The following is a 14,739-nucleotide window of genomic DNA, read 5'->3' on the forward strand; positions in this document are numbered from 1 at the left end:
GGCTTTGCTTGACTCAAATTGGTGTTTTGGAACGAGCTCCGCTCATTCCGGCCGGCCCTACACGGCTGGCTAGATCTTTTAAAAAAACAGGTCCACGCGGAAGTACGCCGGGCTCTCGCGCTCGGTGATTGCTTCCGGACGCTTCAACGAGCGGGCAAAGGTGACCGAGGTCGCCACGTGCGCGCCCCGTGCGCTTAGCTCCAGACCGTGACCGGAGAGCCGGCCATGAAGATCTGGGTTGTAACGCCCGCCATGGATAACACCTACGTCATAGGCGTAGGCCAGGCTGTACTCCTGAAGCAGCGGACGCAAAGGTTCCCAGCCGATGGGCCGACGCCAGCGCAGCTGATTACGCCAATAACCGCCCGTGTCGCCGGAGAGCGACTGCTCTTTAAAGCCGCGGACAGAAGCCAGCCCGCCAATGCTGATGCGCTGGGGGCTATAAAGCACGTCTTCGCTCTTCTGGGCGTTAATCAGCGAATCGAAACTGAAGGACTCGCCCCACAGTTCAAACGGCTGTAGCGCGCTGAGCGTCAGGCTGTATTTGTGATAACGAGCATCTGGCTCCCCATGCTGGGGATCGCCGCGGCGCTGGGCGTCCAAGTTGCCAACGCCGTGCTGCCAGCCGATGTCGGCGTTGACGAAGGCGGTGCCGATGCGACGTCCGTGATTCAGGCCAAGCTGCGTTTCTGACAGCCTTTGACTGGAGACGTCAAGCAGGCTGTTCTCGATGTAGTTGCGGGTGCGCAGATGTGACAGACCGAAGCTGACGGCAGTCTTGCTGACTGAATCGCGATAGAGCACGCGCTCGGCATTGGCCTGGTGACTTTTGCTCTCGCCATCCATTTCGAAAAGAAAGCCCGACGATTCACCTTGGGTGCGGTAGTAGCTCTGATTGTAGCTGTAGCTGAACGTCCACCAACCGTACGGCACGCTGTAGAACAAACCCTGATTGGCCGAATGTCGAAACTGGTCGCTTACTGCATCGCCGCCACCATAGATTCTGAGCTGATCGGCGAGCCCCAGCGGGCTGTCCCAATCCAACCCGGCACCCCACTGTTGCTCACCCGTGCTGGACTCGCCGCCGTTGTGGCGATTCAAGCTGACGCGCCAAGGCTTGAGCGGGTCGCCTTTCATGCTGACGCGGCTCCCGCCAACCTGCTCGCCTGGTAAGAGCTCCAACTGGGCGGGACGGGATGGCAAGCGATTCAACTGATCGACTAGCTGTTCCAGCTCGCGCAGGTCAACCACATCGCCTGTTTGGCCTGGAAAAGCCATTGCCAATTCACGCTCATTGGCTACCGCCGATTGCTCCAGCCCTTCGAGGCGCCCTTCTACGACGAGAACCTCCAATTCACCATCGGCCATGTCCTGCTGCGGCAGGTACGCGCGAGAGGTGACGTAGCCTCGATCGATATAGAACTGGGTGATGCTCTTGAGCAGCGCATTGAGCTGATTGGCGCCCAAGCATTTGTTTTGATAAGGCTGCACCAGCGCCGCTTGCTGCGGTTCAGAAACGAGCGTGGCGCCCTTGAGATTGATGATGCGGATATCGAAGCACCGCTGGTCCTCTGGCACCGGCTCAACCTCTGTCGCATCGCGACCAGGCAATTGCTGAAGCTCTTCGAGTCGTCGACGCTGCTCTTCAAGCAGGCGTTCCTGACGATCTCGGATAAGGTCGCGCTCGCCGGGCAGCGGGGTGTTGGCTGGCGGGGTCTGGGCCGATACGAAGCCGGCGGTGGATATGACGAAGAGGAACGTAGCGAACAACAGCGGGCGCATCGCAACCATCCTTGGTTCGGTAAAGCGGAGGACGGCGATGATGGGCGTTATGCCATCACCGGACAACTACCGGCGATATTGGAAGTGAGAGCAAAGCGCTAACAGCGTCACATTCCTAACATTAAGCACGGAACTTTCGGGATTAGCAGCGATTGGGTGGGATTTCAGACCCAGCAAAAAGGCGCCCTAAGGCGCCTTTTTTGTACAGCTAAGCCCTATCAGGCCTTGGCTTTCTTGGCAGCGCGGTTACGCTCGCCTTCGTCGAGGATCTTCTTGCGCAGACGGATCGACTTCGGCGTCACTTCGCACAGCTCGTCATCCTGGATGAATTCCAGAGCCTGCTCCAGGGTAAAGCGGACTGGCGGAACCAGGGCGATGGTTTCGTCCTTGCCCGAAGCGCGCATGTTGTCGAGCTTCTTGCCTTTGGTGGGGTTGACGCCCAGGTCGTTGTCACGGCTGTTCAGGCCAACGATCTGACCGTTATAGATTTCCTGGCCGTGTTCGACGAACAGCTTGCCGCGCGCCTGCAGGGTTTCCAGGGAGTAGGTCAGCGCCTTGCCGGTTTCGACCGAAACCAGTACGCCGTTCTGACGGCCGGACATGTGGCCGGACTTCATCACGTCGTAACGGTCGAAGATCGAGGTCAGGATGCCTGCGCCGTTGGTCAGCGTCAGGAACTGGTTACGGAAGCCGATCAGACCACGAGCCGGGATGTTGTATTCCAGGCGAACACGGCCCTTGCCATCCGGCACCATGTTGCTCAGGTCACCCTTGCGCAGGCCCATCTCTTCCATGACCTTGCCCTGCGCTTCTTCAGGGATGTCGATGGTGACGTTCTCGAACGGCTCGTGCTTGACGCCGTCCACTTCGCGAATGATAACTTCCGGACGTCCTACGGCCATCTCGAAGCCTTCGCGGCGCATGTTCTCGATCAGTACCGACAGGTGCAGTTCACCACGGCCAGAGACCTTGAACTTGTCGGCAGAGTCGCCTTCTTCGACGCGCAGGGCCACGTTGTACAGCAGTTCCTTGTCCAGACGTTCCTTGATGTTACGGCTGGTGACGAACTTGCCTTCCTTACCGCAGAACGGCGAGTCGTTGACCTGGAAGGTCATGGAAACGGTCGGCTCGTCGACGGTCAACGGCTTCATCGCTTCGACGTTGTTCATGTCGCACAGGGTGTCAGAAATGAACAGCTCGTCGAAACCACTGATGCAGACGATGTCGCCAGCGGTGGCTTCTTCAACGTCGACGCGGTGCAGACCGTGGTGACCCATCAACTTGAGGATACGGCCGTTACGCTTCTTGCCATGCATGTCGATGGCGGTGACCGGGGTGTTCGGCTTGACGCGACCACGGGCGATACGGCCGACACCGATGATGCCGAGGAAGCTGTTGTAATCCAGCGCGGAGATCTGCATCTGGAACGGGCCGTCGATGTCGACCTGCGGGGCCGGTACGTGGTCAACGATGGCCTGATACAGGGGAGTCATGTCTTCGGCCATGTCGGTGTGATCCAGGCCGGCGATGCCGTTCAGGGCCGAGGCGTAGACGACCTGGAAGTCCAGCTGGTCTTCGGTAGCGCCGAGGTTGTCGAACAGGTCGAAGATCTGGTCCAGAACCCAGTCAGGACGTGCGCCCGGACGGTCAACCTTGTTGATGACGACGATCGGACGCAGACCGGCTTCGAAGGCTTTCTTGGTCACGAAGCGGGTTTGCGGCATCGGGCCGTCCTGCGCGTCGACCAGCAGCAGTACGGAGTCGACCATCGACATCACGCGCTCGACTTCACCGCCGAAGTCGGCGTGGCCGGGGGTGTCGACGATGTTGATGCGGTACTCGTTCCAGCGAATGGCAGTGTTCTTGGCCAGGATGGTGATGCCGCGCTCTTTTTCCTGGTCGTTGGAGTCCATCACACGCTCGTCGTTGAGCTCGCCGCGCTCCAGGGTGCCGGACTGACGCAGGAGCTTGTCGACCAGGGTGGTTTTGCCATGGTCAACGTGGGCGATGATGGCGATGTTACGTAGATTCTCGATCACAGTAGTGGTCTCGTAGTGGGGTGGGGCTACTCGGCAAATGCATCAAGCGGCCCAACGCAAAAAATCGGATGAAGGAATTGCAGATCGTTAACGACGTGTCGCGGCAGTTAGCCGCGAAGCAGGTCGGGAGGGCGGTGGCGGATACTGCCGCCCAGCAGGCCGGGCTGTTTAGTTCGGACGATAAACGCGCACATTGACATGCCCCTCGCTCAGCAAATGATGAGCATGCAGGCGGCTCATGACACCTTTATCGCAATACAGCAGGTACTGGCGATTCTCATCCAGCTCCTTGAAGCGGTTGTTCAGCGCATAGAAAGGCATTGTCTGCACTTCGATGCCCTGCATTTCCAGAGGTTCGTCCTCGGCAAGGTCTGGATGGCGAATGTCGAGGACCACCTGACCTGCACGGGCCTCGACGACTTCTTCAACCTGCACATCCTGACCCAACTCGTCGATCACTCGATCGATCGCCACCTGCCGAGCATTGGCCAGGGCGCGCTCTAGGATAGCCATGTCGAACTGCTTTTCCTCGTGTTCGACGCGATAGCGCTTGGCTTTGGTGGTCGGGTTCACCGAGATCACACCGCAGTACTCGGGCATATTCTTGGCAAACTCGGCCGTACCGATCTCAAAGGCGGTGTCGATGATGTCCTGCTTGTGGCTGGCGATCAGTGGGCGCAGCACCAGCATGTCGGTCGCCGAGTCGATCACCGACAGGTTTGGCAGGGTCTGGCTGGACACCTGAGAAATCGCTTCGCCGGTGACCAGGGCATCGATATGGAGACGCTCGGCAATCTGGGTCGAGACGCGCAACATCATGCGCTTAAGGACCACACCCATCTGGCTGTTGTCGACCTTCTGAAGGATCTCACCCACGACTTCTTCGAAGGGCACGCTGATGAACAGTACGCGATGCGAGCTGCCGTACTTCTTCCATAAATAGTGGGCGACTTCCATCACACCCAGCTCATGGGCACGGCCACCCAGATTGAAGAAGCAGAAGTGCGTCATCAGCCCGCGGCGCATCATCTGATAGGCCGCCACCGTGGAGTCGAAACCACCGGACATCAGTACGAGCGTCTGCTCCAGCGCGCCCAGCGGGTAGCCACCAATACCGTCGTGCTGCGCATGTACGACGAACAGGCGCTGGTCGCGGATTTCCATCCGCACCTCGATTTCAGGCGCTTTCAAGGAAATGCCGGCCCCGCCACACTGAATCCGAAGCTCACTACCGACATGGCGCTCTACATCCATCGAACTGAACGGATGCTTGCCGGCGCGTTTACAGCGCACGGCGAAAATCTTGCCCTTCAACCGATCGGCATAGTGCGCCTTGCACTTGGCGACAATGTCATCCAGATCGCCCAGCGGGTATTCGTGCACTTCAAGGCAATGGGCGATGCCCGGCGTGCAACGCAGGCGCTCGATCATGTGCTGCAGAATCTTCGCGTCGCTGAGCGCCGTTTCCACCTCGACGTTGTCCCACACCCCTTCCACCCGCAGTTCGGGATCGAGGTCGCGCAATACGGTACGGATGTTCTTCGCCAGCTGGCGAATGAAGCCCTTACGTACCGGCGGGCTCTTGATGGTGATTTCGGGGAAAACCTTGACGATCAGCTTCATTGAATACAGCGCATGCGCCGACACGGCGTAAAAAGAGGGGCGCGGAGTATATCGGAATTTGATCAAGCTTTAGTCAGTTTTATCGGATTCGTGGCTCTCCGCTTACCATGCACTTAAATGGAACAATCAAGCTGATCAGCGCACCAACTAAGTGCACTGTACTGTAGATATATGCCCGACAAGTGGTCGAAAGCACGCCGAATGGCCTTTATAAGCCCGCCCGGAACCATCTCGGAGCACTGGCATGCAATTTGCTCCCTTGTGAGGCAGGTCGCCTTGGCGGAGTATTTCCCGCTCGGCTTCACCCCTAGATTTCGGAAGCATCTGTCAACGCTTCCACCACTTGGAGAGCACCATGTCGAAGTCGCTTCAACTGATCAAAGATTACGATGTGAAGTGGATTGATCTGCGCTTCACGGACACCAAGGGCAAGCAGCACCACGTGACCGTTCCGGCGCGTGATGCTCACGACGAAGATTTCTTCGAACATGGCAAGATGTTCGACGGCTCGTCCATCCATGGCTGGAAGGGCATCGAAGCCTCCGACATGATCCTGATGCCGGTCGACGAAACCGCCGTGCTGGATCCGTTCACCGAAGAACCGACCCTGATCCTGGTCTGCGACATCGTCGAGCCGAGCACCATGCAGGGCTACGACCGCGACCCGCGCTCCATCGCCAAGCGCGCCGAGGAGTTCCTCAAGTCCACCGGTATCGGTGACACCGTATTCGTTGGCCCGGAGCCCGAGTTCTTCATCTTCGACGAAGTGAAGTTCAAGTCCGACATTTCCGGCTCCATGTTCAAGATCTTCTCCGAGCAGGGTTCCTGGAACACCGACGCCGACATCGAAGGCGGCAACAAGGGCCACCGCCCAGCCGTCAAAGGCGGCTATTTCCCGGTTCCGCCGTGCGACCACGACCACGAAATCCGTACTGCCATGTGCAACGCCATGGAAGAGATGGGCCTAGTTGTCGAAGTGCATCACCACGAAGTGGCGACTGCCGGCCAGAACGAAATCGGCGTCAAGTTCAACACGCTGGTCAACAAGGCTGACGAAGTTCAGACCCTGAAGTACTGCGTGCACAACGTTGCCGACGCTTACGGCAAGACCGCTACCTTCATGCCGAAGCCGCTGTACGGCGATAACGGTTCGGGCATGCACGTGCACATGTCGATCTCCAAAGACGGCAAGAACACCTTCGCCGGTGAAGGCTATGCTGGCCTGTCCGAGACCGCCCTGTACTTCATTGGCGGCATCATCAAGCATGGTAAGGCTCTGAACGGCTTCACCAACCCGTCGACCAACTCGTACAAGCGCCTGGTTCCGGGCTTTGAAGCGCCGGTCATGCTGGCCTACTCGGCTCGCAACCGTTCCGCCTCGATCCGTATCCCTTACGTATCCAGCCCGAAAGCCCGCCGTATCGAAGCGCGTTTCCCGGATCCGGCTGCCAACCCCTACCTGTGCTTCGCCGCACTGCTGATGGCTGGCCTGGACGGTATCCAGAACAAGATTCACCCTGGCGATGCAGCTGACAAGAACCTCTACGATCTGCCGCCGGAAGAAGGCAAGCTGATCCCGCAGGTTTGCGGCAGCCTGAAGGAAGCCCTGGAAGAACTCGACAAGGGCCGTGCGTTCCTGACCAAGGGCGGCGTGTTCTCCGACGACTTCATCGATGCCTACCTCGAGCTGAAGAGCGAGGAAGAAATCAAGGTCCGTACCTTCGTTCATCCGCTGGAATACGACCTGTACTACAGCGTCTAATCCGGTACGCGTGACAGAAAAGGCCTCCTTCGGGAGGCTTTTTCGTTTCTGAAGTGTCCCTATCCAAGATACCGACGCAACCAGAGACGACCGGAGTGGCGTCGATCTCAAATCGCAACGGTCGCACTTGCCTAGCCGCCAGAGCGGTGCAAGGCTTCCAGTCATCCCTACCGCGGAGCTTCCCATGCGCATTGCATTGTTCAGCCTGCTAGTCATGATCATGGCGCCAGCCATGGCGCAGATCTACAAATACACTGACGACAAGGGCAACACCGTCTTCACCAATCAACCGCCCGAAGGCGTGAACGCAGACGCCGTCAATCTTCCCCCCGCCAATACCGTAGACATCAAGACGCCCGACGCTCCGCCGCCGCTGGCGAACGAGCAGAGCGAACAGCAGCGTCAGCAGCCCTATCGGAGCCTCGCGATCGGGGGTATACCGGACGAGCAGGCGCTGCGCGCTAACAACGGCACCTTTGTTGTCAACGCCCAACTCGATCCACCCTTGAAACAGGGGCACCAGGTCCGCTTCCTGCTCGACGGTGTTCCTCAGGGACAACCCAGCAGCAAGACCTCACTGCAGCTTACTAACGTAGATCGAGGCACCCACCTGCTTGAGGTCGAAGTAATAAATGGAGAGGAGGTCGTGCGACGCGCCAAGGAGCAATTCACCGTCCAGCGCGTCCATACCTCCAGCCCGGCGCGCCGATGAAGCACACCGCACGGCTTGGACTCCTGGGTCTGTTACTAGCGCTCGCAGCGCCTGCGAGCGCCGCGATCTATAGCTATATCGACGCCGAAGGCAATCGGGTATTCACTGACCGCCCCGGTGGCCGTGCGGCGGAACAGGTCGAGACCAAACCGGCCAACAGCATGGCCGCACAGCCCGTACCGCCACCAAAGCAGGCGGTCAAGGTCTTGAAGGCGGCCACGCCCGGCTACACGATGCTCGCGGTCGTGCAGCCGGAGTCTGACGCCACCATTCGCAACAACGCAGGCGAGCTGGCCGTCAGCGTGACCAGCGACCCTGCCCTGCATCCCGGCCATCAGTATCGGCTGCTGCTCGACGGCGTACCCGTGGGTGCGCCAGGCGAAAGCCCTGTGATGATGCTGCAGAACATCGACAGGGGCAGCCATCAGCTGGTGGTCGAGGTTATCGACGGCCAGGGCGAAAGCCTGCAATCCAGCACGCCTCATGTGTTCCATATGATGCGCACCTCCCTAGCGCAGCGGCGCATGGTCAATCCCTGCAAAAAGGCGGACTACGGCGTCCGTCCCGAGTGCCTTATCAAGGATAAGCCGAAGGAAAAGAAAGATATTCCATTCGTGCCCTTTCTGTGATCATCCTCAGCACCATAATGGTGCGCAGAATGGACCATCTCGTTTAGCACCGCCCTTTTCAGCTGACGCCCCTCTCTGGAGCGCTAGTCCACCCGGCGCCGCGCCGAAAAGGAGCGCCTTGGTTTGCTTCTTGCATTTCCCGACTCACATCCCGGATGCAGACTGCCATGATCAACGAAGCCCTACAGCGCCTGCTGATCGAGAACCTGACCACCGCCACCCTTCTCTTGAATTCGCGGTTGCGCCTGGAATACATGAACCCCGCTGCCGAAATGCTGCTCGCCGTCAGCGGCCAGCGCAGCCATGGCCAGTTCATCAGCGAACTCTTTACTGAGTCCTCCGAGGCTCTGGCCGCACTGCGCCTGGCTGTGGAAGAGGCCCACCCCTTTACCAAGCGGGAAGCGACCCTCACCTCTGCCAGTGGCCAGTCGCTCACCGTGGATTACGCCGTCACACCAGTACTGACGAAGCAAGAGACGATGCTCCTGCTCGAGGTACTGCCGCGTGATCGGCTGCTGCGCATCACTAAGGAAGAGGCGCAGCTGTCGACGCAGGAAACCACCAAGCTGCTCGTCCGCGGGCTTGCTCATGAGATCAAGAACCCGCTTGGCGGCATTCGCGGTGCAGCCCAGCTGCTGGCTCGCGAGCTGCCGGAGGAGCATCTGAAAGACTACACCGGCGTTATCATCGAGGAGGCTGATCGCCTGCGTAATCTCGTCGACCGGATGCTTGGCTCGAACAAATTACCGTCGCTGTCGATGACCAACATCCACGAGGTGTTGGAACACGTGGCAAGCCTGATCGAAGCCGAATGCCAAGGCAGCATCATTTTGGTGCGCGACTATGACCCAAGCATTCCCGAGGTCCTGATGGACCGCGAGCAGATGATCCAGGCCGTGCTCAACATCATGCGCAACGCCATGCAGGCCATGGCCGCACAAACCGACCTTGGCCTCGGAAGACTGACCTTGCGGACCCGCACCCTGCGCCAGTTCACCATCGGCCACATTCGCCACCGTCTGGTTTCACGCATCGAAATCATCGACAACGGGCCGGGCATTCCCGCCGAACTGCAGAACACGCTTTTTTATCCGATGGTCAGCGGCCGCCCTGATGGCACCGGGCTCGGCCTGGCCATTACCCAGAACATCATCAGTCAGCACCAGGGCTTGATCGAATGCGAAAGCCATCCCGGGCACACCGCGTTCTCGATCTTCCTACCGCTGGAGCAAGGAGTACCAACCGCATGAGCCGCAGCGAAACTGTCTGGATTGTCGACGATGACCGCTCCATCCGCTGGGTGCTGGAGAAAGCGCTGCAGCAGGAAGGCATGACCACCCAGAGCTTCGACAGCGCCGATGGCGTGCTAGCGAAGCTCGCGCGGCAGCAGCCGGACGTGATCATTTCTGACATTCGCATGCCGGGCGTCAGCGGTCTCGACATGCTAGCGCAGATTCGCGACCTTTATCCGCGCCTGCCGGTGATCATCATGACCGCGCATTCGGACCTCGACAGCGCAGTGGCTTCCTATCAAGGAGGGGCGTTTGAATACCTGCCCAAGCCATTTGACGTCGATGAAGCCGTATCCCTGGTCAAGCGCGCCAATCAGCATGCCCGAGAGCAGCAGGGTCTCAAAGCGCCTGTCGATCAGCGCCACACAACAGAAATCATCGGTGAAGCACCGGCGATGCAGGAGGTGTTTCGCGCGATTGGCCGTCTCTCCCACTCCAACATCACCGTTCTTATCAACGGCGAGTCCGGCACCGGCAAAGAACTGGTTGCCCATGCGTTGCATCGCCACAGTCCACGTTCGGCTTCGCCGTTCATTGCGCTGAACATGGCCGCGATCCCGAAAGATCTGATGGAGTCCGAGCTGTTCGGTCATGAGAAAGGCGCCTTCACCGGCGCCGCCAATCAGCGGCGCGGGCGTTTCGAGCAGGCCGATGGCGGCACCCTGTTTCTCGACGAAATCGGCGACATGCCAGCCGACACCCAAACCCGTCTCCTACGCGTATTGGCGGACGGTGAGTTTTATCGAGTGGGCGGACACACGCCGGTCAAGGTGGACGTGCGCATCATCGCGGCGACGCACCAGAATCTCGAAACCCTGGTCCAGGCCGGCAAGTTCCGCGAGGACCTGTTCCATCGCCTGAACGTTATCCGCATCCATATCCCACGCCTGTCCGACCGACGCGAAGACATCCCCACGCTGGCCTCGCATTTTCTTGCCAATGCGGCAACAGAACTCTCGGTCGAGACCAAGCTGCTCAAGCCCGAAACCGAGGAATATCTGCAGAACCTGCCGTGGCCGGGTAACGTGCGGCAGCTGGAAAACACGTGCCGCTGGATCACGGTGATGGCGTCCGGGCGCGAGGTGCATATCGATGACCTGCCACCGGAACTGCTCAATCAGCCAGCCGATGCCATGCCATCGAATAATTGGGAGCAGGCGCTGCGGCATTGGGCCGACCTGGCGCTGGCTCGGGGCCAGTCGAACCTGCTTGACGAAGCGGTGCCGTCCTTCGAGCGCATCATGATCGAAACCGCACTCAAGCACACCGCTGGCCGCCGCCGCGATGCAGCGCTGCTATTGGGCTGGGGACGCAACACCCTGACGCGCAAGATCAAGGAACTGGGCATGGGCGAAGACAGCACCGACGAAGACGAAGGAGACGACGCCTGATCCGGCAGTCAAAAACGCAGCAAGCGGGAGCACTTCAACGCGGCCTGACCTGCACTAGCAGGCGCCACTCACCGTTGCTCTTCTCACCCGACCAGCTGGCTACAAGCGGTCGGGTCGCCACGAAATGCAGCAACAACCCCTTCTCTGTCGTCTGCACGCGCCAGCCGACGCTGGTGCCGTCCATCTCTATACGCCCGGCATCAGCGTTGCCCCTGGACTGGAACAGCATCCCGACGGCGCCGTCGACGTCCTGGCTGTAGAGCTCCGGCTCGCGGTTGAACCACAGCTGCAGCCCGCTCGCTACCGGCTCGACGCGCAACAGCTCCACCGGGCCAGGCCGAAAAACGTGGCCGAGAAACGAGCCAAACAATAACCCAAGCAGCACCAGCGAGCCGAAAAAGCGCCGGCGAAGGCGAGGTAGCGGGTTGTCAGCCGCAGGGTCGCCTGCCGCAGTAGAATGCCGGTCGTTTTCAGAGTCGGTGCCGCGCATGTTTCACGTAATCCTTTTTCAACCGGAAATTCCGCCGAATACCGGCAACATTATCAGGCTCTGCGCCAATGCCGGTTGTAGCCTGCACCTGATCGAGCCACTGGGCTTCGAACTGGATGACAAGCGGCTGCGCCGTGCCGGTCTGGATTATCACGAGTACGCGCCACTCAAGCGACACGCCGATCTTGACAGCTGCCTTGAAAGCCTTGACCACCCGCGCCTGTTCGCCTTTACCACCAAAGGTTCGCAGCCGTTTCACGAGGTTCGGTTCCAACGCGGCGATGCGTTCCTGTTCGGCCCCGAAAGCCGCGGCTTGCCGCCGGACATCCGCGACGCCCTGCCCAATGAGCGGCGCCTTCGCCTGCCGATGCGGCCTGACAGCCGTAGCCTGAACCTGTCCAACACGGTTGCCGTCGCGGTATACGAGGCCTGGCGACAGCTGGATTTCGCGCTGCAATAGCGCAGCCTCGCCACCCGCAGATCCTAACGCTCGGATCAGTAACAATCAGCACGCGTTGCATGGCGGACCGAGTTGCGTCGGCAGGCTGATACCTGGACCGGACGCGATTCCCTCGCATTGGTTGAAATGCGCGGCAGCGTCCCCCATATCAAACGCATTCGGGCATTCATCGCCCCGCTGCGTGGAGATTTTTCCTTTGACCACCATCGTTTCAGTACGCCGCAACGGCAAAGTCGTCATGGGCGGCGACGGCCAGGTATCCCTCGGCAATACCGTCATGAAAGGTAACGCCAAGAAGGTTCGGCGCCTCTATCACGGCCAGGTACTGGCGGGCTTCGCGGGTGCCACTGCTGACGCCTTTACCCTGTTCGAGCGTTTCGAAGGTCAGTTGGAAAAGCACCAGGGCCATCTGGTGCGCGCTGCCGTTGAACTGGCGAAAGACTGGCGGACCGATCGCTCGCTGAGCCGCCTGGAGGCCATGCTGGCCGTTGCGAACAAGGACGCCTCGCTGATCATCACCGGCAACGGCGACGTTGTGCAGCCGGAAAACGACCTGATCGCCATGGGTTCTGGTGGCGGTTTCGCCCAGGCCGCCGCGATGGCCTTAATGCAAAAGGGCGACGAGAGCATGTCCGCACAGGACATCGCCGAGACCGCGTTGAACATCGCCGGCAATATCTGCGTCTTTACCAATCAGAATCTCACCATCGAGGAGCTCGACAGCGCGATCTGATCGCCCTCGAGTCCCGGAGTACCGCACCATGTCCATGACGCCCCGCGAGATCGTCCACGAACTCAACCGCCATATCATCGGCCAGGACGACGCCAAGCGTGCCGTCGCCATTGCTCTGCGCAACCGCTGGCGGCGGATGCAGCTCTCTGCCGAGCTGCGCCCGGAAGTGACCCCGAAGAATATCCTGATGATCGGCCCCACCGGGGTCGGCAAGACCGAGATCGCCCGTCGCCTGGCCAAACTCGCCAATGCGCCATTCATCAAGGTCGAAGCGACCAAGTTTACCGAGGTCGGCTATGTAGGCCGCGATGTGGAATCTATCATCCGCGATCTCGCCGACGCCGCGCTGAAGATGCTGCGTGAGCAGGAAGTCGTGAAGATGCGCCATCGCGCCGAAGACGCTGCCGAAGAGCGAATCCTCGACGCGTTGCTGCCACAGGCCCGCCCGGCCGGCTTCAACGACGAGCAACCCGTGCAGAGCACCGATTCCAATACGCGCCAGCTGTTCCGCAAACGCCTGCGCGAAGGCTCGCTTGATGACAAGGAAATCGACATCGAGGTGGCCGAGAGCCCGGCTGGTGTGGAGATCATGGCGCCGCCGGGCATGGAGGAAATGACCAGTCAGCTACAGAATCTTTTCTCCAACATGGGCAAGGGCAAGAAGAAAAGCCGCAAGCTGAAGATCAAGGACGCGCTCAAGCTGGTCCGTGATGAAGAAGCCGCTCGTCTCGTCAATGAGGAAGAACTCAAAGCCCGCGCCCTGGAAGCGGTGGAGCAGAACGGCATCGTCTTCATTGACGAGATCGACAAGGTCGCCAAGCGCGGCAACACCAGTGGCGCAGACGTCTCCCGCGAAGGCGTCCAGCGTGACTTGCTGCCCCTCATTGAAGGCAGCACGGTCAACACCAAGCTGGGCATGGTCAAGACCGACCACATCCTGTTCATCGCCTCGGGCGCGTTCCATCTGTCCAAGCCCAGCGATCTGGTACCGGAACTTCAGGGTCGTCTGCCGATACGTGTCGAGCTCAAGGCCCTGTCGCCGGAAGATTTTGAACGCATCCTCACCGAGCCGCACGCCTCGCTGACCGAACAGTACCGCGAGCTGTTGAAAACCGAGGGGTTGGGAATCGAGTTCACCAACGATGGCATCAAGCGGCTGGCCGAGATCGCCTGGCAGGTCAACGAGAAGACCGAGAACATCGGCGCTCGCCGCCTGCATACCTTGCTGGAGCGCCTGCTTGAAGAGGTATCGTTCAGCGCCGGGGACCTGGCTGGGCAGCAGAACGGCGAACCGATCCGCATCGACACCGCCTACGTCAACAGCCACCTCGGCGAACTGGCTGAAGACGAAGACCTGTCGCGCTACATCCTTTAAGCAAGCAGCTGCGCCGGGTCTTCGTGAACGAGGCCCGGCGCTTTTGTCTGGAGCCATCGATGCGTATCCCCACCGCAATCAAGCTACACAAGCTGTCGAAAACACTGGAGCTGGAGTACGGTACCGACGAGCGCTACGTGCTGCCCGCTGAGTTTCTGCGCGTCCATTCGCCCTCCGCCGAAGTGCAGGGTCACGGCAACCCTGTGCTGCAGACCGGCAAAATCAATGTCGCGCTTGAAGGAATCGAGCCGGCTGGACAGTACGCATTGAAGCTGAACTTCAGCGATGGCCACGACAGCGGCTTGTACAGCTGGGACTATCTCTACCGGCTGGCGACCGAACAGCAGCAGATGTGGGCGGACTACCTCGACGCGCTTGCCGCCGCCGGAAAGTCGCGGGACCCGGATATCTCGCCGGTCAAACTGATGCTCTGATGTTTGGTGCGATCCCT

The 14,739-nt window shown here is 59.9% G+C and carries 13 protein-coding genes; 9 read left to right on the forward strand and 4 right to left on the reverse strand.

The genetic code is table 11. From position 1 onward, the window contains the following. Positions 1-78: 78 nt before the first annotated feature. From JQR87_RS18600 to thiI, 3 genes are all read right to left on the reverse strand, one after another. Positions 79-1,791, reverse strand: a complete 1,713-nt coding sequence (locus JQR87_RS18600) for a ShlB/FhaC/HecB family hemolysin secretion/activation protein (RefSeq protein WP_407294385.1) — start codon at positions 1,789-1,791, stop codon at positions 79-81. A gap of 209 nt (positions 1,792-2,000) precedes the next feature. Next, positions 2,001-3,821, reverse strand: a complete 1,821-nt coding sequence (gene typA / locus JQR87_RS18605; protein WP_407294383.1) for a translational GTPase TypA — start codon at positions 3,819-3,821, stop codon at positions 2,001-2,003. Positions 3,822-3,989: 168 nt separating this feature from the next. After that, positions 3,990-5,444 carry a tRNA uracil 4-sulfurtransferase ThiI gene (gene thiI, locus JQR87_RS18610; protein WP_407294381.1) on the reverse strand — a complete coding sequence of 485 codons (1,455 nt, stop codon included), beginning with the start codon at positions 5,442-5,444 and terminating at the stop codon, positions 3,990-3,992. A gap of 355 nt (positions 5,445-5,799) precedes the next feature. Between thiI and glnA the strand changes: the two genes are divergently transcribed. The 5 genes from glnA to ntrC all read left to right on the forward strand — a co-directional run bounded on the left by glnA (position 5,800) and on the right by ntrC (position 11,230). Further along, entirely contained in the window at positions 5,800-7,206 is a 1,407-nt protein-coding gene (glnA, locus tag JQR87_RS18615) for a glutamate--ammonia ligase (RefSeq protein ID WP_407294379.1), read from the forward strand. 184 nt (positions 7,207-7,390) lie between these two features. Next, positions 7,391-7,918 (forward strand): DUF4124 domain-containing protein, encoded by a 528-nt coding sequence (locus JQR87_RS18620; RefSeq protein WP_407294378.1) that lies wholly within the window; start codon positions 7,391-7,393, stop codon positions 7,916-7,918. Next, complete coding sequence (locus JQR87_RS18625; RefSeq protein WP_407294376.1) at positions 7,915-8,547, forward strand: DUF4124 domain-containing protein; 633 nt, start codon at positions 7,915-7,917, stop codon at positions 8,545-8,547. The genes JQR87_RS18620 and JQR87_RS18625 overlap by 4 nt, the downstream gene beginning before the upstream one ends. A gap of 167 nt (positions 8,548-8,714) precedes the next feature. Further along, on the forward strand, positions 8,715-9,797 hold the full coding sequence (gene glnL, locus JQR87_RS18630; RefSeq protein WP_407294374.1) for a nitrogen regulation protein NR(II): 1,083 nt from the start codon (positions 8,715-8,717) through the stop codon (positions 9,795-9,797). Then, positions 9,794-11,230 (forward strand): nitrogen regulation protein NR(I), encoded by a 1,437-nt coding sequence (gene ntrC, locus JQR87_RS18635; RefSeq protein ID WP_407294372.1) that lies wholly within the window; start codon positions 9,794-9,796, stop codon positions 11,228-11,230. Before glnL ends, ntrC begins: the two co-directional genes overlap by 4 nt. A gap of 34 nt (positions 11,231-11,264) precedes the next feature. On the opposite strand, the gene JQR87_RS18640 is transcribed toward ntrC, so the two are convergent. Continuing rightward, positions 11,265-11,720: a hypothetical protein gene (locus JQR87_RS18640; RefSeq protein ID WP_407294370.1), complete on the reverse strand. Its 456-nt coding sequence runs from the start codon at positions 11,718-11,720 to the stop codon at positions 11,265-11,267. Between JQR87_RS18640 and trmL the strand changes: the two genes are divergently transcribed. The 4 genes from trmL to JQR87_RS18660 all read left to right on the forward strand — a co-directional run bounded on the left by trmL (position 11,719) and on the right by JQR87_RS18660 (position 14,722). Continuing rightward, positions 11,719-12,180 (forward strand): tRNA (uridine(34)/cytosine(34)/5-carboxymethylaminomethyluridine(34)-2'-O)-methyltransferase TrmL, encoded by a 462-nt coding sequence (gene trmL, locus JQR87_RS18645; RefSeq protein ID WP_407294369.1) that lies wholly within the window; start codon positions 11,719-11,721, stop codon positions 12,178-12,180. The two genes, JQR87_RS18640 and trmL, sit on opposite strands and share 2 nt — an antisense overlap. Positions 12,181-12,376: 196 nt before the next feature. Then, positions 12,377-12,913, forward strand: a complete 537-nt coding sequence (gene hslV / locus JQR87_RS18650; RefSeq protein WP_407294367.1) for an ATP-dependent protease subunit HslV — start codon at positions 12,377-12,379, stop codon at positions 12,911-12,913. Between the two features lie 28 nt (positions 12,914-12,941). Continuing rightward, a complete protein-coding gene (hslU, locus tag JQR87_RS18655) occupies positions 12,942-14,288 on the forward strand; it encodes an ATP-dependent protease ATPase subunit HslU (protein WP_407294366.1) in 1,347 nt (448 codons plus the stop codon). A 59-nt stretch (positions 14,289-14,347) separates the two neighbouring features. Continuing rightward, positions 14,348-14,722: a gamma-butyrobetaine hydroxylase-like domain-containing protein gene (locus JQR87_RS18660; protein ID WP_407294364.1), complete on the forward strand. Its 375-nt coding sequence runs from the start codon at positions 14,348-14,350 to the stop codon at positions 14,720-14,722. Positions 14,723-14,739 lie beyond the last annotated feature (17 nt).

This window comes from Stutzerimonas stutzeri (assembly GCF_051028275.1).
Classification (GTDB): domain Bacteria; phylum Pseudomonadota; class Gammaproteobacteria; order Pseudomonadales; family Pseudomonadaceae; genus Stutzerimonas; species Stutzerimonas stutzeri_AS.

Coding starts and splice junctions, on each gene's coding strand:
- JQR87_RS18600 (WP_407294385.1), bottom strand. CDS start 1,791: ATGGTTGCGATGCGCCCGCTGTTGTTCGCTACGTTCCTCTTCGTCATA.
- thiI (WP_407294381.1), bottom strand. CDS start 5,444: ATGAAGCTGATCGTCAAGGTTTTCCCCGAAATCACCATCAAGAGCCCG.
- glnA (WP_407294379.1), top strand. CDS start 5,800: ATGTCGAAGTCGCTTCAACTGATCAAAGATTACGATGTGAAGTGGATT.
- JQR87_RS18620 (WP_407294378.1), top strand. CDS start 7,391: ATGCGCATTGCATTGTTCAGCCTGCTAGTCATGATCATGGCGCCAGCC.
- JQR87_RS18625 (WP_407294376.1), top strand. CDS start 7,915: ATGAAGCACACCGCACGGCTTGGACTCCTGGGTCTGTTACTAGCGCTC.
- glnL (WP_407294374.1), top strand. CDS start 8,715: ATGATCAACGAAGCCCTACAGCGCCTGCTGATCGAGAACCTGACCACC.
- ntrC (WP_407294372.1), top strand. CDS start 9,794: ATGAGCCGCAGCGAAACTGTCTGGATTGTCGACGATGACCGCTCCATC.
- trmL (WP_407294369.1), top strand. CDS start 11,719: ATGTTTCACGTAATCCTTTTTCAACCGGAAATTCCGCCGAATACCGGC.
- JQR87_RS18640 (WP_407294370.1), bottom strand. CDS start 11,720: ATGCGCGGCACCGACTCTGAAAACGACCGGCATTCTACTGCGGCAGGC.
- hslU (WP_407294366.1), top strand. CDS start 12,942: ATGTCCATGACGCCCCGCGAGATCGTCCACGAACTCAACCGCCATATC.
- JQR87_RS18660 (WP_407294364.1), top strand. CDS start 14,348: ATGCGTATCCCCACCGCAATCAAGCTACACAAGCTGTCGAAAACACTG.